Source organism: Phaeacidiphilus oryzae TH49, from assembly GCF_000744815.1.
In the GTDB taxonomy this organism is placed as follows: domain Bacteria; phylum Actinomycetota; class Actinomycetes; order Streptomycetales; family Streptomycetaceae; genus Phaeacidiphilus; species Phaeacidiphilus oryzae.
On record NZ_JQMQ01000005.1, the window covers coordinates 2,672,014 to 2,693,232 of the forward strand.

Below are 21,219 nucleotides of genomic sequence, written 5' to 3' on the forward strand. Positions count from 1 at the left end.
CGGCAGGTGACGAGGAGTGGAAGGAGCCCGAGCGACCCGATGCCGTTCCCGCAAGAGACGACGCCCCGTCAGCAGCCACCGGCCGAACCGGGGGCCCCCGAGATCCTGGACCGCAGGGAGGGCCCGTACGGCGAGGTGGTGCTGCGGCGCCAGGACGGGCTGCTGCAGATCATCGCCAACGGCTGCTTCCTGATGGACACCTCGGACGGCCGCTCCGAACGCCTGCTGGTCCGCGCCGCGGCCGACGCCCTCGGCGAGCACGCCGACTGCTCCGGGCCCGAGGCCGAGGCCGGGCCCGAGGCCGAGGCCGGGCCCGAGGCCGGGCCCGCCGCCGGCGGCCCGCGGCTGCTGATCGGCGGGCTCGGCGTCGGCTTCTCCCTCGCCGAGGCGGCGGCCGACGAGCGGTGGTCGCGGATCACCGTGGTGGAGCGCGAGAAGGCGGTGATCGACTGGCACCGGGCGGCCGACCGCGCCCCGTATGCGCCGTTCTCCCGAATCTCCGGTCTTGCACTCGCCGATACCCGGGTAGGGATCGCCCATGCCGACCTGCTGGATCACCTCCGCACCACGGAGGAGCGTTACGAGGCGCTCGCCCTGGACATCGACAACGGTCCCGACTGGACGGTCACAGACGGCAACCTCGGCCTCTATGGTGAGGAAGGACTCGCGTTGCTGGAGCGCACCATGGCCCCGGGAGCGGTTCTGGCCGTATGGTCGGCGTCCGACTCGCCCGGGTTCGAGGCACGGTTGCGTGCCCGTTTCATCACAGTGCGTCGCCTCGATGTCCCCGTGGTGAGAGGAACGCCCGATGTCGTGTACCTGGCGTCACAAACGTCATGAACGACCGGTAAGGTTTCGGCCCGTGCCGCCCGCTCCGCACCGCGGGAGGCCCGTGAAGCGGCGCCGGGAGGAAGACCCGGGCACAGCTGTATTCCGACAACGCAGCAGTCAGCACTCATCCAAGAGCAGTTCAAACAGCGACAATCCGATCCCGATCGGCGAGCCGAGCCGGTCGCGGATCGAAGCCCTGGGGGCGGTGGCGTGACCGTGACAGATATGCAACAGGCGCAGGAAGTGAGCGGGCTCGGCTCGCAGCGTCGAGTCCTGGTCGTGGAGGACGAGCCGACCATAGCCGAGTCCATCGCCGCCCGACTGGGCGCCGAGGGCTTCCGGGTCGCCGTCTCACACGACGGTCCGACCGCGGTCGACTGCTTCCAGACCTGGCAACCCGACCTCGTCGTCCTGGACGTGATGCTGCCCGGCTTCGACGGCCTCGAGGTCTGCCGCCGGATCCAGGCCCAGCGCCCGGTTCCGGTGCTGATGCTGACGGCCCGGGACGACGAGACCGACATGCTGGTCGGGCTGGGCGTCGGCGCCGACGACTACATGACCAAGCCGTTCTCCATGCGTGAGCTGGCGGCCCGGGTCAACGTCCTGCTCCGCCGCGTCGAGCGGGCCCAGCTGGCCGCGCGTACGCCGGTGGGCGGCACGCTGCGCCTCGGCGACCTGGAGATCGACCACGTCCAGCGCCGGGTCCGGGTCTCCGGCAACGACGTCCACCTCACCCCCACCGAGTTCGACCTGCTGGCCTGCCTGGCCCAGCAGCCGCGCGCGGTGCTCACCCGCGAGCAGCTCCTCGCCGAGGTGTGGGACTGGACCGACGCGTCCGGAACCCGCACTGTGGACTCGCATGTGAAGGCGCTGCGGCGGAAGATCGGCGCGAGCTGGATCCGCACCGTCCACGGTGTCGGCTACGCCCTTGAGGCGCCGACCCCGTGAACCGGTAGAGCGGAAGCAAGCGGACGGGAGGGGCGATGACGTCTCAGGACCACCTGACTCGGCAGCAGCAGAGCACCAGCGACCCCTTCCCCCGCCGCGATGCGCCGGCGCCCACGCCCCTCGCGCCGGCGCCCGCAGCCCCGCGCCGCGAGCCCCTCACCTCCGACGGGGCACTCCCCACCATGAATGCGAACCCCCTCCCGGGGCGGTCGGAAGACGACCTCCCGGCGATCCCGCGCCAGCCCTCCCGCGAGCCGGCGGCGGCGCCCGCCTCGGCGCTGTCCGCCCCGGCGGTCTCCGGCCCCGAGCCCGACCGCCCGGGGAAGCCCGGCCCGGCGGCCGGCGGCCCGACCACGGCCGGGACGGCGGCGGTCCGCGGACCGCTGCGGTCACCCGTGACACCGCCCGAGGCCGGCGGGTCCGTCCCCGCCCCGCGGGCGACGGACGCCGAGCCGGGCCAGGACGCCGGGGCGCCGGAAAGGGCCCCGGCCGGGGCACCACCGCGGCGCCCGCCGCCGCCTCCGCTCCGGCCCCGGCCTCCGCTCCGGCCCCGGCCCCCGCCCCGATCGCGGCGCCGGTCCGCACCCTGACCATCCGAGGCGGCCGCCGCGTCGGCCGGGCCTGGGACGGCGGACGCCGGATCGGCCGGGCCCTCGTCCACAGCGCCGCGGCGGTCGCGGCCGAGCGCCGCAACCGGCCGTCCCGCGGCTGGGCCGCGCGCTGGCCCGCGGCGGCGGCCGGCTCTGGGCGGACCTCCGCCCCCTCGACCCGATGCGGTCGATCAAGGCCAAGCTGGGCGCGCTGGTGATCGCCTCCGTCTGCATCTCGACGCTGATGGTGGTCGTCGCCCTGAACTCCTCCACCCAGATCCAGATCATCATGGTCTTCTCGGTGGTGGCCTCCCTCCTCCTCACCCAGCTGCTGGCGCACGGGATGACCGCGCCGCTGCGCGACATGACCGCCGCCGCCCGCGCGATGGCCTCCGGCGACTACACCCGCCGGGTCCGCACCTCCTCCCGGGACGAGGTCGGCGAGCTCGCCGACACCTTCAACCGGATGGCCGCCGACCTGGAGGCCGCCGACCGGCACCGGCGCGAGCTGATCGCCAACGTCAGCCACGAACTGCGGACCCCCATCGCCGCCCTCCACGCGGTGCTGGAGAACGTGGTGGACGGCGTGGTCCGCCCGGAGCCGCAGAACCTGGCGGCCGCGCTGGAGCAGACCGACCGGCTCGGCCGGCTGGTCGCCCACCTCCTCGACCTCTCCCGGCTGGACAACGGCGTGGTGCCGCTGGACGCCAAGGAGTTCGAGGTCGAGCCGTTCCTGGCGGGCGTGCTGCGCGGGCTCACGGTGGACGGCTCCACCTCGGCCGGCGCCAGCCGCCGCCGTACCGACGTGACGCTGGAGCTGCACGTCGCCCCGGGGCTCTCGGCCGTCGCCGACCCGGAGCGGCTCCACCAGGTGGTGGCCAACCTGGTGGACAACGCCTGCAAGCACAGTCCGGAGAACGGCACGGTCTCGGTCTTCGCCCAGGCCGGGGATCTCGGCTCGGCCCCCGGCAGCCTCCGCCTGGAGGTGCTGGACCAGGGCCCGGGCATCCCCGAGGAGGACCGGGTCAAGGTCTTCGAACGGTTCCGCAGCGGCACCGCGACCACCGCGGCCGGCCCCGGCAGCGACGGTGGCACCGGCCTCGGCCTGGCCATCGCCCGCTGGGCGGTGGATCTCCACGGCGGCACGATCCGGGTCGCGGAGTCGCCGGTCGGTTGCCGGATCCAGGTCACTCTGCCGGGTAGCCTGCCTGGACAGGATTGACGCAGGATTGCGACAAACCGCGCCAGAGGGCCGAAGTTCGCATCGGCTTACGACCCACGCCTCGCAATTTCGTGCCGATTGCCCGTTTTGCGGGCAATTCTGTTGGCGGCCCGGAACGGGCAATCCGACACCATGCCCCCACGCGAGCCCCGTCTAACGCTGTTTTCGCGCCAATCTTCCCGGGATCACTGTGAGATGGGCGACGCTGGGCCGTCCAGGCCTGCGAGGATCACTGTCAGGGGCGTAGCCTTGTTTTCCGCTGTCCACCAACTTCAGGAAGCGGAAGAGGGCGGTTGCCGCCGTGTCGCCACAGTCCCCCCATACCTCGAGCACCTCGTCGCAAGCACCGCACGACCAACAGTCGCCCGGGTCCGGTTTCGGCCCCAACGAGTGGCTGGTCGACGAGATCTACCAGCAGTACCTCCAGGATCCGAATTCAGTAGACCGAGCCTGGTGGGACTTTTTCGCCGACTACAAGCCGGGGACCGAGGTGACCACCCCGGACCCGAGCCCCGCGCAGTCCCCCGCGACGGACGCCTCGCCGGCGGCCCCGGCCGCACCCGCCGCGGCTCCCGCGGCGGCCCCACCCCGGCCCCGCTCCGGCGGCGGCAGCACCGGCCGCGGCCTCCGTGCCCGCGCCGGCCCCGCCCCGCCGGCACCGGCCGCGCCGGTGCCGCCCACTCCGAGCGCCAACTCCGTTGCACAGCACGTGAACTCGACGAATAGGGACAGCAAGACCGTGGCATCCACGCCGTCCACTGCCGAAGCAGAGACCCCCGCCGGTCCGGAGCTCGTGGCCCTCCGGGGCCCGGCCAAGGCGGTGGCGGCCAACATGGACGCCTCCCTCACGATGCCGACCGCGACCAGCGTGCGCGCCGTCCCGGCGAAGCTGCTGATCGACAACCGGATCGTGATCAACAACCACCTGAAGCGCGCTCGCGGCGGCAAGGTCTCCTTCACCCACATCATCGGCTACGCGATGGTGCAGGCGCTGAAGGCGATGCCGACGATGAACCACAGCTACCAGGTGAAGGACGGCAAGCCGACCCTGGTGAAGCCGGAGCACGTCAACCTGGGCCTGGCCATCGACCTGGTGAAGCCGAACGGCGACCGGCAGCTGGTGGTGGCCGCCATCAAGAAGGCGGAGACGCTCGACTTCTTCGGCTTCTGGCAGGCGTACGAGGACATCGTCCGCCGGGCCCGGCAGAACAAGCTGACGATGGACGACTTCTCCGGGGTGACCGCTTCCCTCACCAACCCCGGCGGCATCGGCACCGTCCACTCCGTCCCGCGGCTGATGCCCAACCAGGGCACCATCCTCGGCGTCGGCGCCATGGAGTACCCGGCCGAGTTCCAGGGCACCTCGCAGGAGACCCTGAACCGCCTGGGCGTCTCCAAGGTGATGACGCTGACCTCGACCTACGACCACCGGATCATCCAGGGCGCCGCCTCCGGCGAGTTCCTGCGCGCGATCCACCAGCTGCTGCTGGGCGAGGACGAGTTCTACGACAAGCTCTTCGAGTCGCTGCGCATCCCCTACGAGCCGGTGCGCTGGGCGACCGACGTGGCCGCGTCCCACGACAACGACGTGAACAAGACCGCCCGGGTGATGGAGCTCATCCACTCCTACCGGGTGCGCGGCCACCTGATGGCGGACACCGACCCGCTGGAGTACAAGCAGCGGAAGCACCCCGACCTGGACGTCATCGCCCACGGCCTCACCCTGTGGGACCTGGAGCGGGAGTTCGCGGTCGGCGGCTTCGCCGGCCACGCCACCATGAAGCTCCGGGACATCCTCGGCGTGCTGCGCGACTCGTACTGCCGGACCACCGGCATCGAGTACATGCACATCCAGGACCCCAAGCAGCGCCGCTGGATCCAGGCCCGGGTGGAGCGCGGCTTCGACAAGCCGGAGCGCGAGGAGCAGCTGCGGATCCTCCGCCGGCTGAACGCCGCCGAGGCCTTCGAGACCTTCCTGCAGACCAAGTACGTCGGCCAGAAGCGGTTCTCGCTGGAGGGCGGCGAGTCGCTGATCCCGCTGCTGGACGCGCTGCTGGACTCGGCCGCGAGCCAGAAGCTGGACGAGGCCGTGATGGGGATGGCCCACCGGGGCCGCCTCAACGTGCTGGCCAACATCGTCGGCAAGTCCTACGCCCAGATCTTCCGCGAGTTCGAGGGCAACCTCGACCCGAAGTCGATGCACGGCTCCGGCGACGTGAAGTACCACCTGGGCCAGGAGGGCAGCTTCACCGGCCAGAACGGCGACCAGATCAAGGTCACCCTGGCCGCGAACCCCTCCCACCTGGAGACCGTCGACCCGGTGGTCGAGGGCATCGCCCGGGCCAAGGAGGACATCCTCGACAAGGCCGGCACCGCCTTCACCGTCCTCCCGCTGCAGATCCACGGCGACGCGGCCTTCGCGGGCCAGGGCGTGGTGGCCGAGACCCTCAACATGTCGCAGCTGCGCGGCTACCGCACCGGCGGCACCGTCCACGTGGTGGTCAACAACCAGGTGGGCTTCACCGCCCCACCGACCGCGGCCCGCTCCTCCACCTACGCCACCGACGTGGCGCGGATGGTCGAGGCTCCGATCTTCCACGTGAACGGCGACGACCCGGAGGCCGTGGTCCGGGTGGCCCGGCTGGCCTTCGAGTTCCGCCAGGCGTTCAACAAGGACGTCGTCATCGACCTCATCTGCTACCGCCGCCGCGGTCACAACGAGGCCGACAACCCCTCCTTCACCAACCCGCAGATGTACGACCTGATCGACGCCAAGCGCTCGGTGCGCAAGCTGTACACCGAGGGCCTGATCGGTCGCGGCGACATCACCCTGGAAGAGGCCGAGCAGGCCCTGAAGGACTACCAGGACCAGCTGGAGAAGGTCTTCGCCGAGGTCCGGGAGGCGACCGCCGCCCCGCTGCCGGCCGCCACCGAGCGCCCGCAGGCGAACTTCCCGGTCTCGGTGCAGACCGGCATCTCCGCCGAGGTCGCCAAGCGGATCGCCGAGTCGCAGGTCAACCTGCCGGACTGGCTGACCGTCCACCCGCGCCTGCTGCCGCAGCTGCAGCGCCGGGCGGCGATGATCGAGGACGGCACCATCGACTGGGCGATGGGCGAGGCCCTGGCCGTCGGCTCGCTGCTGATGGAGGGCCACCCGGTGCGGCTGGCCGGCCAGGACAGCCGCCGCGGCACCTTCGGCCAGCGGCACGCGGTGCTGGTGGACCGCAAGACCGGCCAGGACTACACCCCGCTGCTCTACCTCTCCGAGGACCAGGCCCGCTTCACGGTCTACGACTCCCTCCTCTCCGAGTACGCGGCGATGGGCTTCGAGTACGGCTACTCGCTGGCCCGCCCGGACTCGCTGGTGATGTGGGAGGCGCAGTTCGGCGACTTCGCCAACGGCGCCCAGTCCGCGATCGATGAGCTGATCTCGGCCGCGGAGATGAAGTGGGGCCAGACCTCCGGCGTCACCCTCCTCCTGCCGCACGGCTACGAGGGCCAGGGCCCGGACCACTCCTCGGCCCGGATCGAGCGCTTCCTCCAGATGTGCGCGGACCAGAACATGACGGTCGCCATGCCGACGCTGCCGTCGAACTACTTCCACCTGCTGCGGTGGCAGGTGCACAACCCGCACCACAAGCCGCTGATCGTCTTCACCCCGAAGTCGATGCTCCGGCTGAAGGCCAACAACGACCAGCTGGAGAACTTCACCAGCGGCGGCTTCCGCCCGGTGATCGGCGACACCACCGTCGACCCGGCGAACGTCCGCAAGGTCGTGATCACCGCAGGCAAGTTCTACTACGACCTGGCGGCGGCGCGGGAGGACCGCGGCGTCACCGACACCGCGATCGTCCGCGTCGAGCGGTTCTACCCGCTGCCGATCGCCGAGCTCCAGGAGGAGCTGGCCAGGTACGGCGAGAACGTCCAGTACGTCTGGGCGCAGGAGGAGCCGGCCAACCAGGGCGCCTGGCCGTTCATCGCGCTCAACCTGATCGACCACCTGGACGTGGTCGTCGGCCGCAACGCCAACGGCTCGCGGCTCCGCCGGGTGGCCCGGCCGTCCTCCTCCGCTCCGGCGGTGGGCTCGGCCAAGCGCCACCAGGAGCAGCAGAAGGCGCTCGTCGAAGAGGTCTTCTCGATCTGAGAGGCTTCCCGGTGACACCCGGGCCCGGCACCCTCGCGGTGCCGGGCCCGCCCCGTTCCCCCACAGGAGTAGCACCCGTGTACTTCACCGACCGTGGCATCGAGGAGCTCCAGTCGCGGCGCGGCGACGAGCAGTTCGACTTCGCCTGGCTCTCCGACCGCCTCCAGGAGTTCGTCGACCTCAACCCCGAGTTCGAGATCCCGGTGGAGCGGCTGGCCACCTGGCTGGCCCGGCTGGACGACGAGGACGAGGACTGACCTCGCTCCGCTGACCTCCCGACTCCCCTGACCTCCCGACTCCCTTGACTTCCCGGCGACGCGATATATCGTGAGAACCGAGAACACGATATGTCGGGAGGCCAGCATGTCCGCGTGGACCGTCGACGCGCCCACCAAACTCACCCTGGACGGCGACGTCCGCAGACTCCGCGTCCGCACCGTCGCCGGCGCCGTCAACGTCGTCGCCAGCACGGAGGGCCCACCCCGACTGGAGGTCTCCGAGCTCGACGGCCCACCCCTCCAGGTCACCCTGGAGAACGACGAGCTGACCGTCGGCTACGACGACCTCGGCTGGCCCGGGTTCAACTGGCGCTCCCTCGCCTCCGCCCTGGAGAACTGGGCCGGCCGCTCCTGGAAGCGCCGTGCCGTGGTCTCCCTCGCGGTGCCCCCGGAGACCGCCGTCGAGCTCGGCGCCGCCGTGGCCGACGTCGTCATCTCCGGCATCCGCGGGCGCGTCGGCGCGCACGGCGCCTCCGGCGAGACGACGGTCGTCCGCTGTTCGGGGCCGATCGAGGTGAACAGCGTCTCCGGCACCGTCCACGCCCAGCGGATCGCCGGCAACCTCAAGGTGCACACCGTCTCCGGGGACGTGGTGGTGGCCGAGGCCGGCGACGGCCACGTCCGGGGCAACACCGTCAGCGGCTCGGTCACCGTCGACCTCGACCACCGCGGCGAGACCGACGTCGAGGTCAACACGGTCTCCGGCGAGGTCGCCGTCCGCATCCCGCATCCCGCCGACGCCACCGTGCAGATCGGCTCCACCAGCGGCGAGGTCTCCAACGCCTTCGACGAGCTCAAGGTCTCCGGCGGCTGGGGCTACAAGCGGATCAGCGGCCGGCTCGGCAGCGGCCGCGGCAGGCTCCGGGTGACCACGGTCTCCGGCGGCATCGCCCTGCTCCGCCGCCCGCCGGAGCCGGAGGACGACGCGCCGCAGGACGGCATCCCCGAGGAAGGCACCTCCGCATGAGCCCCGTCTTCGCCCACGGCCGCCTCCGCCTCTACCTGCTGAAGCTGCTGGACGAGGCGCCCCGCCACGGCTACGAGATCATCCGGCTCCTGGAGGAGCGCTTCCACGGCCTGTACGCGCCCTCGGCCGGCACCGTCTACCCCCGGCTGGCCAAGCTGGAGCAGGAGGGCCTGGTGACCAAGACCAGCGAGGGCGGTCGCAAGGTCTACCGGATCACCGACGCCGGCCGCTCCGAACTCGCCTCCCGCGCCGACGAGTTGGCCGCGCTGGAGGAGGAGATCGCGGACTCCGTCACCCAGCTCGCGGACCAGATCCGCGAGGACGTGCGGGACTCCGCGAGCGACCTCCGCGAGGAGATCCGCGCCGCCGCGCAGGCGGCCCGCACCGGCGGCCGCCAGGAGCGGACGCGAGGGGACGACTGGAGCCAGTGGAGCGACTGGCGCCAGGCCAAGGAGCAGGCCAAGGCCGCCAAGGAGGAGGCCCGGCGGGCCCGCGAGCAGGCCCGCTCGCTCAAGGACGAGGTGCGGCGCGCCTGGTCCTCCGGCGACTGGCCGACCGGCCTCACCGAGGGCATCTCCGAACTCACCCGCACCCTCTCCGGCCTCGGCAATCTGGGCGGGGCGAGCGGACCGGGCGGGACCGCCGGGAGCGCCGGCACCGCCGGGACCGCCGGGACCGCGCAGGCGCCGAAGCCCCCGGAGGACCGGCCGGCCTGGGCCCGCACCGATCCCGCCGCGGACCCCGCCCGCGAGCTGGAGCGCCTGCTGGACCGCTTCCGGGACGAGATCCGGGACACCGCCCGGGACCACGGCGTCACCCGCTCCCAGCTCGGTGCCGCCGCCGAGGAGCTGTCCGCCGCCGCGGCCCGGCTCCGCCGCACCCTCCGCGGCGGCTGACCGGGGACGGCGGCGCACTCTCGGCGCGCCGCCGCGACGCGCGTGTGATCGCTGCCTCGTTCCGCCGGGGCGGGGGCCGGGACTAGGGTCGCAGCATGTTCGCTGCCTACGCCGCACGCATTGACCCCGAAGACCCTCTCAGCGGGCTGGAGTTGGGCGAACGCCCAGAGCCCGAGGCCCGCCCCGGCTGGAGCACGGTCACCGTCAAGGCCGCCTCGCTCAACCACCACGACCTGTGGTCGCTGCGCGGGGTGGGCCTGCCCGCCGAGCGGCTGCCGATGATCCTCGGCTGCGACGCCGCCGGCGTGGACGAGGACGGCAACGAGGTGGTCCTCCACTCCGTCGTCGGCCAGAGCGGCCACGGGGTCGGCCCCAAGGAGCCGCGCTCCATCCTCACCGAGCGCTACCAGGGCACCTTCGCCACCCAGGTCTCCGTCCCGACCTGGAACCTCATCCCCAAGCCGGCCGAGCTGAGCTTCGAGGAGGCCGCCTGCCTCCCCACCTCCTGGCTCACCGCCTACCGGATGCTCTTCACCAACTCCGGCACCAAGCCCGGCGACACCGTGCTGGTGCAGGGCGCGGGCGGCGGCGTGGCGACGGCCGCGATCGTCCTCGGCAAGGCGGCGGGCCTGCGGGTCTGGGTCACCAGCCGGGACGAGGCCAAGCGCGCCCGCGCGCTGGAGCTGGGCGCCGACGGCGCGTACGAGTCCGGTGCGCGCCTGCCGGAGCGGGTGGACGCGGTGCTGGAGACGGTGGGCGCGGCGACCTGGTCGCACTCCATCAAGTCGCTGCGGCCCGGCGGGACCCTGGTCATCTCCGGCGCCACCAGCGGCGACCGCCCGAAGGCGGCCGAGCTGACCCGGATCTTCTTCCTGGAGCTGAAGGTCGTCGGCTCGACGATGGGCTCCAAGGAGGAGCTGACCGGTCTCCTCAACCTCTGCGCGACGGCGGGCGTCCGCCCGGTGATCGACTCCACCTACCCGCTGGCCGAGGCGAAGGACGCCTTCGCCAAGATGTCCAAGGGCGACCTCTTCGGCAAGCTGATCCTGAAGCCGTAACCCCCGTGGCGCCGCGCTGCGACGGCGCCGCGGGGTTCCCCGCGCCCCTGAGTCCGCCCTGCGGGCCCATCAGGGGCGCGGGGTCACGTCATCACGCCCGCGCCACGCCGTCCGCGCGCGCTGCCGCCGCGACCGCGTCCGCAACCGCGGGGGCGACCCGCGGGTCGAACGGCGACGGGATGACCTTGTCGGCGGAGAGTTCGCCGTCGACCACGGACGCCAGCGCCTCCGCCGCCGCCACCTTCATCCCCTCGGTGATCTGCGAGGCCCGGACCCGCAGCGCCCCCGCGAAGATCCCCGGGAACGCCAGCACGTTGTTGATCTGGTTCGGGAAGTCCGACCGCCCGGTCGCCACCACCGCGGCGTACTTCGCCGCGACCTCCGGCAGCACCTCCGGCGTCGGGTTGGCCATCGCGAAGATGAAGCAGCCCTCGGCCATGGTGGCCACGATCTCCTCCGGCACGTTGCCGCCGGAGACGCCGATGAAGACGTCCGCCCCGGCCAGCGCGTCGGCCAAGGTGCCGGTCAGCGCCGCCTTGTTGGTGATCCCGGCGATCTCCGACTTCACCGCGGTGAGGTCGGTCCGGCCCGGCTCGACGACGCCCTTGCGGTCGCACAGCGCGACGTCGCCGATGCCCGCGCTGAGGAGGATCTTGGCGATCGCGATGCCGGCCGCGCCCGCACCGGAGATGACCGCCCGCAACTCGCCCAGCTCACGCCCGCTCAGCTTCGCGGCGTTGCGCAGCGCGGCGAGGGTGACCACGGCGGTGCCGTGCTGGTCGTCGTGGAAGACCGGGATGTCCAGCCGCTCCTTGAGCCTGCGCTCGATCTCGAAGCACCGCGGCGCTGCGATGTCCTCGAGGTTGACGCCGCCGAAGGAGGGCGCGAGGCGGGCGACGGTCTCCACGATCTCGTCCACGCCCGTGCAGTCCAGGGCCAGCGGAACCGCGTCCACCCCGCCGAACTGCTTGAACAGGATGGCCTTGCCCTCCATCACGGGCAGTGAGGCCTCGGGGCCGATGTCGCCGAGGCCGAGGACGGCCGTGCCGTCCGTGACCACGGCGACCACGTTCGACTTCCAGGTGTACTCGTGCACCAGTTCCGGCTGCTCCGCGATGCCGGAGCAGACCCGCGCCACCCCGGGGGTGTACGCGAGGGACAGGTCGTCAGCATTGTTGACCGGCACGGTCGCGCTGATCTCCAGCTTTCCGCCGCGATGCAGGCCGAAAGCCGGATCGATGGGTTCGGCGGACCCAGCCGTGCGGGGTTCGATGATCTCCGCTGCCACGATGACCTCTTCGTCGTTCGGGGTGAGGGTTTGCGGTGCTCTCCGGTCGGTGCCGGTGCTGACCCTAGCCGGGACAAAGCCCTCGCACCTAGGGCTTTCCATCCCTTAACGCGTATGTCACGTCGGTCACGCGACCGCCAGGGGGTACTTGGGGTGTCGAGCGGCGGGGGCTACGGCGCGCTTCGGCTGCCGTTCCGGTGCCGTACATCAACGACGGGGGTCACCCGTTACGCAAGTTTGACACATCGAAAGGCCCGCGCGGGAGGCGGGGGGTGGCACAGTATCCGTGCTCAGCCCGCACGACAGCAAGGTCAGCAAGGTCGGCATCCACCTCAGGGAGCTCACCATGGCCCGACGCTCGTCCGCAAGGCTCGCACCTCTCAGCCCCCGCACTCCCCTCTCCGCCCTCGGCGCCCTCGTCGCCGCCGGCGCGCTGCTCACCGTCTCCGCCTGCAGCTCGAACGCGACCGGCTCCGGGGGCGGCGGCTCCAGCAGCTCCTCCGGCGGCGGCGGTTCCTCAACGGCCGCCTCCGCCATCCCCTCTGAGTCCCCGGACACGGCGCTGACCTCGATGGTCCCGTCGGCGCTGAAGAGCGCCGGCGCCATCCGGATCGCCACCGACGCCTCCTACGCGCCCAACGAGTTCAAGGACTCCGGCGGGAACATCGTCGGGATGGACGTCGACCTGGGCACCGCCATCGCCCAGAAGCTCGGCCTCAAGGCGCAGTTCCAGAACGCCACCTTCGACGGCATCATCGGCGGCGTCCTGGCCAGGAAGTACGACATCTCGCTCTCCTCCTTCACCATCACCGCGGCCCGCGAGAAGCAGGTCGACATGGTCAGCTACTTCACCGCCGGAATGCAGTTCGCGGTGAAGGCCGGCAACCCCTCGAAGATCCCGGCGAGCGGCTACCCGACGAACGTCTGCGGCTTCAAGACCTCCGTCCAGACCGGCACCACCGAGGCCGACGACATCTCCGGCCACATCAACCCGGCCTGCACCAAGGCCGGCAAGAAGCCGATCCCGAACGGCGGAGACAAATTCGACCAGCAAACCGACGCCACGACCTCCCTCGCCAGCGGTCGAGATGACGTGATGTACGCGGACTCCCCGGTCGTCGCATACGCGGTCACCCAGTCCCACGGACAGGTGCAGGCCCTTGGCGGCGTGTACGCCAGCCAGCCCTACGGCGTCGTCATCCCCAAGGGCGGCCGGCTCCCCCAGGCCGTGCAGGGCGCGATCAAGGACCTGATGGCGGACGGCACCTACAAGAAGATCCTCGCCAAGTGGCACGTCGACTCCGGGGCGATCGCCACCTCGGCCGTCAATCCCGCGGCGCAGTGATGGCGCCGGACGACACCCCGGCCACCACCCAGCAGCAGCCCCCCGAGGAGATCCGGGCCGTCCCGGTCCGCCACCCGGGCCGCTGGGTGGCGGTCGCGGTGCTCGCCGTGCTGGCCGCGATGTTCGGCCACCTGGTCGCCACCAACAAGGCCCTCCAGCTCTCGGTGGTGCGCCAGTACGTCTTCAACCCCGCCATCACCCACGGCGTGGTCGTCACCCTGGAGTTGACGATCCTGTCGATGCTGATCGGCGTGGCCGGCGGGATCCTGCTGGCCGTCATGCGGCTGTCGCCCAACCCGGTGCTCTCCGGCGTCTCCTGGCTGTACCTCTGGGTCTTCCGCGGGACGCCGGTCCTGGTCCAGCTGCTGGTCTGGAACTTCCTCGGGGCGCTGGTGCCGGTGGTCTCGATCGGCGTCCCGTTCGGCCCGGGCTTCGCCTCCACCTCGTACAACACCCTGGTGCCGACGTTCACGGCGGCGCTGCTGGGACTGGGCCTCAACGAGGCCGCGTACATGGCGGAGATCGTCCGGGCCGGGATCCTCTCGGTCGACGAGGGGCAGAACGAGGCGGCCTCCTCGCTCGGCATGACCCGCGGTCAGACCCTGCGCAGGATCGTGCTGCCGCAGGCCATGCGCATGATCATCCCGCCCACCGGCAACGAGATCATCTCGATGCTGAAGACCACCTCGCTGGTGAGCGTGATCGCGCTGGAGGAACTGACCCGGGCCACCGAGGACATCTACGCCCGGACCTTCCAGAACATCCCGATGCTGATGGTCGCCTGCTGCTGGTACCTGTTCCTCACCTCGCTGCTGACCATCGCCCAGTACTACGTGGAGCGGCACTACGCCCGGGGCGCCAACCGCGAGCTGCCGCCGACCCCCTGGCAGCGCGTCAGGCGCACCCTCTTCTCGCTCCGCCGCCAGCCGGTGCCCACGGCCGCGGCGGCCCAGGCAGCACCACCGGGAGCAGCCAGATGAACGTGATGGTCCGTGCCGAGTCCGTGCACAAGCGCTTCGGCCTGCTGGAGGTCCTGCGCGGGGTCGATCTGGAGGTGTCGGAGCGCGAGGTGTGCTGCCTCATCGGCCCGTCCGGCTCCGGGAAGTCCACGTTCCTGCGCTGCATCAACCACCTGGAGAAGATCAACGCCGGCCGGCTGTGGGTGGGCGGCGAGCTGGTCGGCTACCGCGAACACGGCGGCCGGCTGCACGAGTTGAGGGACCGCGAGGTGGCCAGGAAGCGCCGGGACATCGGGATGGTCTTCCAGCGGTTCAACCTCTTCCCGCACATGACGGCGATGGAGAACGTGGTGGAGGCGCCGATCCGGGTGCTCGGCCGCGGCAGGGCCGAGGCCAGGGAGACCGCGCGGCGGCTCCTCGACCGGGTCGGCCTGGCCGCCAAGGCCGACGCCTACCCCGCGCAGCTCTCCGGCGGCCAGCAGCAGCGGGTGGCGATCGCCCGCGCCCTCGCCATGGACCCCAAGCTGATGCTCTTCGACGAGCCCACCTCGGCGCTCGACCCGGAGCTGGTGGGGGAGGTGCTGGACGTCATGCGGGGGCTCGCCGAGGAGGGGATGACGATGATCGTCGTCACCCACGAGATGGGCTTCGCCCGGGAGGTCGGCGACTCGCTGGTCTTCCTGGACCAGGGGGTGATCATCGAATCCGGCCGCCCGCGGGAGGTGCTGTCCGCTCCGCGCCACGAGCGCACCCGGTCGTTCCTCTCCAAGGTGTTGTGATCGCCGTAATACCCTGTCCCGATAGGCAGTCGTTACCCCAGGATCCAGGACCCGCGAGTGGACCTCACCTCGTACGCCGATCTCGCCGTCCGGCTGGTCAACACCGAGCAGCCGGAGCGCGGCACGGACGCGCTCACCACGGTGGAGGCGATCCGCGCGCTCTTCCCCGCGGGCAGCCGCGGGGAGCGGCTCGCCGACGAGTCGGACCTGCCCCGGCTGCGGGCGGTCCGCACCCGTCTGCGGGCGGTCTTCACCTCGGCCGCGGAGGGCGACCAGCCACGGGCCGTCGCCCTCCTCAACGAGCTCCTCGCGCAGTACCCGGTGAGCGCGGAGATCACCGCCCACTCCGGCGAGGGCTGGCATCTCCACCTCGCGGAGAGCAACACCCCGACCGCGACGGCGATCTGCGCGGGCACGGCGTCCGCGGGCCTCGCCGCCCACCTCACCCGGCACGGCGCGGAACGCCTCGGCGTCTGCGCGGCCGCCCCCTGCCGCAACGCCTACCTGGACACCTCCACCAACCGCTCCCGCCGCTACTGCAGCGACCGCTGCGCGACCCGCCACAACGTCGCCGCCCACCGAGCCCGCCGCCGCGGGTAGCGGCGCCCCGCACGCAGCGCCCCGCACGCAGCGCCCCGAACGCAGCGCCGAAGGCGCAAGTGAAGGGGCGCGGGGAACTGCGCGACCAGCCACCAACGGCGCCGCACCCGGCAAAGGCCCCCGGGTGGCAACCCGGACTCCGTACCCCGCCCGCCGCAGCCCGCCGCAGCCCGCGCCTCCGGCGCGAACGGCGGGTGGGAAAAAGGAACCGCTCAGTTCTCCGGCAGCACCCGCCGGAACAACCCCAGCCGCCGCGCCACGCCCGGGATCCGCTCCAGCGACCTCCGCCACCGCGCCCGCTCGACGAACGCCGGAGGCGCCAGCCACGCCGTCTTGGGCCGCAGCCGGCACAGCACCCGCCCCAGCACCAGCTCCTCCGGCACCACGCCGAAGTCCCGGCTGTCGCCCTCCACCAGCGAGTTGTCCGAGAGCAGCCACCAGCCCCCGATCCGCCGCTCCACCGCCCGCTTCACCAGCAGCAGGTCCTGCCGCAGCGGATGCCGTGCGACCACCACCGAGCCCTCCCGCACCCGCGCCCCGTACCAGCAGACCAGCCGGTCACCGTGGGCGAGCGTGGGAGCCATCGACGGCCCGTCGACGTCGACCACCCCCAGCAGCCCCGGCGCCCGCCCGCCGCCCTCCGGCGGCTCCTCCAGGAGGAACCCGGGTTCGCCGCCCCGGTCGCCGGCCTGCCGCTTCGCTGCCATCCCAACCATCCCTACACACCCGCCACGCTCAGTGCTCTCACGCCCTGACAAGACCTAAGCGGAACGCACCCGCTCCGTCTTCCATCTTCTCGGAGCCGGCCCGGAAGTCCACCGCCCATACCGCTTTTGTCCTAGGACCCGGGGGCAGACGCGAGAAAGAAGCCGATCGAGAGTAGTGTCACCCCGGGAAGACGATCACAGGAAGGACTCCCATGTTCTCTCGACTGTTCGCGCCGCGGGTCACCGTCCACGCTCACTGCGACCTGCCCTGCGGTGTCTACGACCCGGCCCAGGCCCGCATCGAGGCGGAGTCTGTGAAGGCGGTCCAGGAGAAGTACCAGGCGAACGAGGACCCGCACTTCCGTGCGCGGGCCACGGTCATCAAGGAGGAGCGCGCGGAGCTGGCCAAGCACCACGTCTCCGTCCTCTGGAGCGACTACTTCAAGGCCCCGCACTTCGAGAAGTACCCCCAGCTCCACCAGCTGGTGAACGACACCCTCAAGGCCCTGAGCGCCGCCAAGGGCTCCACCGACCCGGCGACCGGCCAGAAGGCGCTGGACCTGATCGCCGAGATCGACAAGATCTTCTGGGAGACCAAGCGCGGCTGAACCGGCCGACACCGCGTCAACCTCCGAGGCCGCATCCGCCCCCCACGGGCCGGGTGCGGCCTCGTCGTTCCCCCGCCCGGATTCCTCCGCAGTTGCTTCATGGACACGATCGCGGTAAAGCTCAGCGCATGGAACAGGGGATCATCGACGCGGGGAGGATCAGACTCCGCCCGTTCAGCGGCGCGGACATCGGTTGGGTGTACCAGGTGTCACTCGACCCCGCGATCCAGCACTACATCCACGTTCCGATCCCCTACGGCCCGCAGGAGGCCAGGTACTTCGTCGAGGAGCTCGCGATCGCCGGCTGGCACCGGCGCACCCGCGTGGAGTTCCTGGTCGAGGACGCCGCCTCCGGTCGGCGCCTGGGCCGGGTCGGGATCGGCCTGGTCACGCCGGGCCAGGGGGACCTGGGCTTCTGGACCGCCCCGGACGCCCGCGGCCAGGGCGTGGCCACCGAGGCGGTGCGCGCGGTCTGCGGCTGGGCGTTCACCGTGCTCGGCCTCGACCTGCTGGAGTGGCGCGGCGAGGTCGGCCACTTCGAGGCGCTGCGGGTGATCGAGAAGACCGGCTTCCGGCTGGAGGCGGGGCTGCGCAAGCGGCTGGTCCACCGCGGCGGCCGGGTGGACGCCTGGGTGGCCTCGCTGCTGGCCACCGAGCTGGTCTGAGCGCGGGTGCCGCGCCGGGGTCCGCCGGCTCTATGCTGATGCACCGTCAACGCCTGTGCGCAGTGGGGGGAGCCGCGATGAGCGACCGGCAGGACAGGGACAGGGACAGGGACAGCGAGCGCAGGCCGGGCCTCCGGGCCTCGGACGCCGAGCGCGAGGCCGTGGTGGACCGGCTGAACGCCGCCGTCGGCGAGGGCCGCCTCGATCTGGAGGAGTTCAGCGAGCGCCTCGATCTCGCCCTCTCCGCGCGCACCCGCGAGGAGCTGGACCCCCTTCTGGAGGATCTGCCGTCGGCTCCTGCCGCGGAGGAGGCCGGGAAGGCCGGGGAGGCACCGCCGCGGCGGCTGGCGGGTGCCCGAGCGCAATCTCCACATCAGCCTGCTCGGCGGGGTCGACTGGGACCTCACCCAGGCCGAGCTGTCCGCCCCGGTGGTCACCCTCCACCAGTACTCGCTGGTCGGCGGCACCAGCATCGCCGTCCCACCGGGGGTCCGGGTGGAGGCCCTGGGCTTCGGGATCCTCGGTGGCCGGTCGGTCGCGGTGGACGAGCGCGGGCTCGGGCCGAACGCGCCGGTGCTGCGGGTGGTCTCGTTCTCGGTCATCGGCGGCATCCACATCCGCAGCAGCCGCCGGCTCTCCCGCGACTACGAGGCCGCCCTGATGGCCCGTGAGGAGCGCCGTGCGGCCCGCAGGATGGTCCGCGAGGGGCTCCGGGAGTCCCGGCGCGAACTCCGCCGGGAACTGCGCTCCCAGCGCCGCGCACGGCGCTACTGACGCCCCGTCACGGAGCCGCTCAGGCGGGGGCGGGACGGCCGGGGAGGCCCAGCCGGTCCGCCGTGTCCTCCACCGTCCAGGCGAAGAACCCGTCGGCGGGGTCGGCGCTGCCGACGAGATGGCCGAAGAGCTCGAAGCCGATCATCCCGATGAGCTGGATCCACACCCCGATCGCCCGGGCCAGCACCGTCCCCGACAGGTTCGGCGCCAGCTCCGCTCCCAGCCGCCTCAGCTGCTCCGCGAACTCACCGCGGACGGCCGGCGGATCCCCCGCCGGCCGCAGCTCCCCGGCGTGCTCCTCCAGCAGCCCGAGCATCAGTACGGGCACCCGGGCGGCCGGCTGCACGGTCTCCTTGGGCGCGGCGTAGCCCGGCACCGGCGTCCCGTAGAGGAGGGCGTACTCGTGGGGATGGGCCTTCGACCAGGCGCGCACCGCCCGGGCCAGCGCCCGCCAGCACCCCCGTACGCCCTCCGCCGCGCGCTCGCGCCGGGCGTGGGCGACCGCCCGCTCCGCCGCCTCGCCCAGTGCGTCGTAGGCATCCATGATCAGCGCCGTGAGGAGCTCGTCCCGACTGGCGAAATAGCGGTACAGCGCGGAGGACGCCATCCCCAGCTCTCTGGCCACGGCTCTCAGCGAGAGGCGCTGCGGGCCGTCGGCGGCGAGCTGGCGGCGCGCCTCCGTCTTGATCTCCTGGGTGAGCTGGGCGCGGGCACGGGCCCTCGCCCCTTCGATCGCCGGTGCCATGCGTACCAGTCTGCCATGAAAACGAGAGCACTGCTCTTGACGCGGAGCAGGGGACGCGTCATAGTCGAGTCAAGAAAACGAGAGCACCGCTCTCGAAAAGGATCACCGCCCTCGGAGGCCGAGATGTCCGACCAGCCCCGCCTGCTCAAGCCGACCGGCACCATGCAGCAGCTGAGCGACCGCTTCTTCCGAGGCACCCTGACCGCCCTGGCCAAGGCCGGCATCGGCACCATGGGCACCCACATCCTGGCCGTCCGCGGCCGCAAGTCCGGCGAGTGGCGCACCACTCCGGTCTTCCCTCTGGAGTACGAGGGCGCCCGCTACCTGGTCGCCCCCCGCGGCCACACCCAGTGGGTCCGCAACATGCGGGTGACCGGCGGCGGCGAGCTCCGGCTCGGCCGCAGGACGGAGGCCTTCACCGCCACCGAACTGGCCGACGACGACAAGCTGAAGACGGACGTCCTGCGCGCCTACCTCACCAAGTGGACCTTCCTCGACAAGCAGTTCTTCCCCGAGCTCTCCCCCACCGCCCCGGACGAGGACTACGCCGCCCAGGCCCCCGGCTACCCGGTCTTCCGCATCACCCCCGCGGCGAGCTGACCCGCCGCCCGGCACCAGGCCGCCGCCCCGGCCACCGCCCCCGACCCGCCCCGCAGTCGGCGCGAGTCCGGGGCGGTGGCCCCCGCGCTGTCAGCCGGAGGCCTTAGGCTGCCACCATGATCCGCACCGCCACCCCGGGCGACGTCCCGGAGATCCACGCCATGGTTCGCGAACTCGCCGAGTACGAGCGCGCGCTGAGCGAGGCTCAGGCCACCGAGGAACAGCTGCACGACGCCCTCTTCGGCGAGCATCCGGCGGCCTTCGCACTGATCGCCGAGGCGGACGAGGGGCCGTCGGCGGGCGCCACGGTCGGCTTCGCCCTCTGGTTCCTCAACTTCTCCACCTGGCGCGGGGTGCACGGGGTCTACCTGGAGGACCTCTTCGTCCGCCCGGAATTCCGCGGCGGCGGCCACGGCAAGGCGCTCCTCGTCGAACTGGCCCGGATCTGCCACGAGCGGGGCTACGGTCGCCTCGAGTGGTCGGTCCTGGACTGGAACGAACCGTCCATCGGCTTCTACAAGTCGCTCGGCGCGGTCCCGATGGACGAGTGGACGGTCTTCCGGCTGACCGATGACGCCCTCAACAGGCTTGCCACGCTGCGTACCTGACGGATTACCATAAGTGACGACCGTCCATGCGAATGCGCCGACCCGCTGTCCGGTCGGCTTCGGATCGCGGTAGCGTCGCGCAGAACAGCAGCACGGCACACGGCATGAGCAGAGCATGCGCGCACAACACCTCGGAGGTGAGGGTGTCCCAGAACGTCGGCGAGCCCGATACGCAGACCCCCGACACGAAGGCTGTAGACACTCAAGACTTCGTCGAGGTCCGGTTGCCCGCGGCGGGGGCATACCTCTCCGTACTCCGCACCGCGACGGCCGGCTTGGCGGCCCGTCTCGACTTCACCCTCGACGAGATCGAGGACCTTCGCATCGCCGTGGACGAGGCCTGCGCCATCCTGCTCCAGCAGGCGGTCCCCGGCTCGGTGCTGTCCTGTGTCTTCCGCCTGGTCGGCGACGCCCTTCGGGTGACCGTCTCGGCGCCGACCACGGACGGCCGGGCGCCCGAGCGCGACACCTTCGCCTGGACGGTGCTCACCGCGCTGGCCGGCGAGGTCGAGTCCTCGGTCTCGGACGATCGGACCGTCAGCATCAGCCTGCACAAGAAGCGCGGTGCGGGCCCCGGCCAGCCGTGACCCCGCCCGCTGGGTGCGGC

21 protein-coding genes and 1 pseudogene are annotated in these 21,219 nt (G+C 71.9%); 19 read left to right on the top strand and 3 right to left on the bottom strand.

Going from position 1 to position 21,219, the window contains the following annotated elements:
* Positions 1 to 39 precede the first annotated feature (39 nt).
* The 8 genes from BS73_RS15680 to BS73_RS15720 all read left to right on the top strand — a co-directional run bounded on the left by BS73_RS15680 (position 40) and on the right by BS73_RS15720 (position 10,934).
* Positions 40 to 840, top strand: coding sequence for a spermidine synthase family protein (locus BS73_RS15680; protein WP_051939974.1), 801 nt, complete (start codon positions 40 to 42; stop codon positions 838 to 840).
* Between the two features lie 216 nt (positions 841 to 1,056).
* Positions 1,057 to 1,779: a response regulator transcription factor gene (locus BS73_RS15685; protein ID WP_037572946.1), complete on the top strand. Its 723-nt coding sequence runs from the start codon at positions 1,057 to 1,059 to the stop codon at positions 1,777 to 1,779.
* A 771-nt stretch (positions 1,780 to 2,550) separates the two neighbouring features.
* Positions 2,551 to 3,591: a HAMP domain-containing sensor histidine kinase gene (locus BS73_RS15695; protein WP_084704093.1), complete on the top strand. Its 1,041-nt coding sequence runs from the start codon at positions 2,551 to 2,553 to the stop codon at positions 3,589 to 3,591.
* 301 nt (positions 3,592 to 3,892) lie between these two features.
* Positions 3,893 to 7,735, top strand: coding sequence for a multifunctional oxoglutarate decarboxylase/oxoglutarate dehydrogenase thiamine pyrophosphate-binding subunit/dihydrolipoyllysine-residue succinyltransferase subunit (locus tag BS73_RS15700; protein WP_037572952.1), 3,843 nt, complete (start codon positions 3,893 to 3,895; stop codon positions 7,733 to 7,735).
* A 77-nt stretch (positions 7,736 to 7,812) separates the two neighbouring features.
* The gene (locus BS73_RS15705) at positions 7,813 to 7,992 is read left to right on the top strand and encodes a DUF6104 family protein (RefSeq protein WP_037572953.1); all 180 of its coding nucleotides are present in this window, start codon (positions 7,813 to 7,815) and stop codon (positions 7,990 to 7,992) included.
* A gap of 106 nt (positions 7,993 to 8,098) precedes the next feature.
* Entirely contained in the window at positions 8,099 to 8,980 is an 882-nt protein-coding gene (locus BS73_RS15710) for a DUF4097 family beta strand repeat-containing protein (protein WP_051939976.1), read from the top strand.
* Positions 8,977 to 9,876 (top strand): PadR family transcriptional regulator, encoded by a 900-nt coding sequence (locus BS73_RS15715; protein WP_037572954.1) that lies wholly within the window; start codon positions 8,977 to 8,979, stop codon positions 9,874 to 9,876. The genes BS73_RS15710 and BS73_RS15715 overlap by 4 nt, the downstream gene beginning before the upstream one ends.
* A gap of 95 nt (positions 9,877 to 9,971) precedes the next feature.
* Positions 9,972 to 10,934: a zinc-binding dehydrogenase gene (locus tag BS73_RS15720; protein ID WP_037572955.1), complete on the top strand. Its 963-nt coding sequence runs from the start codon at positions 9,972 to 9,974 to the stop codon at positions 10,932 to 10,934.
* 91 nt (positions 10,935 to 11,025) lie between these two features.
* Here the strand turns inward: BS73_RS15720 and BS73_RS15725 are convergent, their stop codons facing one another.
* Positions 11,026 to 12,222, bottom strand: coding sequence for an NAD(P)-dependent malic enzyme (locus BS73_RS15725; protein WP_037572956.1), 1,197 nt, complete (start codon positions 12,220 to 12,222; stop codon positions 11,026 to 11,028).
* Positions 12,223 to 12,508: 286 nt separating this feature from the next.
* On the opposite strand from BS73_RS15725, the gene BS73_RS15730 reads away from it, so the two are divergent.
* From BS73_RS15730 to BS73_RS15745, 4 genes are read left to right on the top strand one after another with little or no spacing between them, the layout of a single operon-like run.
* Entirely contained in the window at positions 12,509 to 13,567 is a 1,059-nt protein-coding gene (locus BS73_RS15730; RefSeq protein ID WP_235215424.1) for an ABC transporter substrate-binding protein, read from the top strand.
* The gene (locus tag BS73_RS15735) at positions 13,567 to 14,547 is read left to right on the top strand and encodes an amino acid ABC transporter permease (protein WP_051939977.1); all 981 of its coding nucleotides are present in this window, start codon (positions 13,567 to 13,569) and stop codon (positions 14,545 to 14,547) included. The genes BS73_RS15730 and BS73_RS15735 overlap by 1 nt, the downstream gene beginning before the upstream one ends.
* Positions 14,544 to 15,305: an amino acid ABC transporter ATP-binding protein gene (locus BS73_RS15740; protein WP_037572957.1), complete on the top strand. Its 762-nt coding sequence runs from the start codon at positions 14,544 to 14,546 to the stop codon at positions 15,303 to 15,305. Before BS73_RS15735 ends, BS73_RS15740 begins: the two co-directional genes overlap by 4 nt.
* A 57-nt stretch (positions 15,306 to 15,362) precedes the next feature.
* Positions 15,363 to 15,905 carry a CGNR zinc finger domain-containing protein gene (locus BS73_RS15745; protein WP_051939978.1) on the top strand — a complete coding sequence of 181 codons (543 nt, stop codon included), beginning with the start codon at positions 15,363 to 15,365 and terminating at the stop codon, positions 15,903 to 15,905.
* Between the two features lie 212 nt (positions 15,906 to 16,117).
* Here the strand turns inward: BS73_RS15745 and sodX are convergent, their stop codons facing one another.
* Positions 16,118 to 16,612 carry a nickel-type superoxide dismutase maturation protease gene (gene sodX, locus BS73_RS15750; protein WP_051939979.1) on the bottom strand — a complete coding sequence of 165 codons (495 nt, stop codon included), beginning with the start codon at positions 16,610 to 16,612 and terminating at the stop codon, positions 16,118 to 16,120.
* A 212-nt stretch (positions 16,613 to 16,824) separates the two neighbouring features.
* On the opposite strand from sodX, the gene sodN reads away from it, so the two are divergent.
* From sodN to BS73_RS39580, 4 genes and pseudogenes are all read left to right on the top strand, one after another.
* The gene (gene sodN / locus BS73_RS15755; RefSeq protein WP_037572960.1) at positions 16,825 to 17,220 is read left to right on the top strand and encodes a superoxide dismutase, Ni; all 396 of its coding nucleotides are present in this window, start codon (positions 16,825 to 16,827) and stop codon (positions 17,218 to 17,220) included.
* Between the two features lie 128 nt (positions 17,221 to 17,348).
* On the top strand, positions 17,349 to 17,885 hold the full coding sequence (locus tag BS73_RS15760) for a GNAT family N-acetyltransferase (RefSeq protein WP_037572963.1): 537 nt from the start codon (positions 17,349 to 17,351) through the stop codon (positions 17,883 to 17,885).
* Positions 17,886 to 17,962: 77 nt separating this feature from the next.
* Positions 17,963 to 18,163 (top strand): annotated as a pseudogene (locus BS73_RS40960) (DUF1707 SHOCT-like domain-containing protein); the annotation flags it as partial.
* A gap of 73 nt (positions 18,164 to 18,236) precedes the next feature.
* Positions 18,237 to 18,659: a hypothetical protein gene (locus BS73_RS39580; protein WP_037572966.1), complete on the top strand. Its 423-nt coding sequence runs from the start codon at positions 18,237 to 18,239 to the stop codon at positions 18,657 to 18,659.
* A 19-nt stretch (positions 18,660 to 18,678) separates the two neighbouring features.
* On the opposite strand, the gene BS73_RS15770 is transcribed toward BS73_RS39580, so the two are convergent.
* Positions 18,679 to 19,404 (bottom strand): TetR/AcrR family transcriptional regulator, encoded by a 726-nt coding sequence (locus BS73_RS15770; RefSeq protein ID WP_037572968.1) that lies wholly within the window; start codon positions 19,402 to 19,404, stop codon positions 18,679 to 18,681.
* A 123-nt stretch (positions 19,405 to 19,527) separates the two neighbouring features.
* Here BS73_RS15770 and BS73_RS15775 point away from each other — a divergent pair, with 123 nt between their 5' ends.
* The 3 genes from BS73_RS15775 (at position 19,528) to BS73_RS15785 (ending at position 21,199) form a co-directional block, all read left to right on the top strand.
* Entirely contained in the window at positions 19,528 to 20,004 is a 477-nt protein-coding gene (locus BS73_RS15775) for a nitroreductase/quinone reductase family protein (protein WP_084704096.1), read from the top strand.
* A 116-nt stretch (positions 20,005 to 20,120) separates the two neighbouring features.
* Complete coding sequence (locus BS73_RS15780) at positions 20,121 to 20,612, top strand: GNAT family N-acetyltransferase (protein WP_037572970.1); 492 nt, start codon at positions 20,121 to 20,123, stop codon at positions 20,610 to 20,612.
* Positions 20,613 to 20,755: 143 nt separating this feature from the next.
* Positions 20,756 to 21,199 (top strand): ATP-binding protein, encoded by a 444-nt coding sequence (locus tag BS73_RS15785; RefSeq protein WP_051941443.1) that lies wholly within the window; start codon positions 20,756 to 20,758, stop codon positions 21,197 to 21,199.
* Positions 21,200 to 21,219 lie beyond the last annotated feature (20 nt).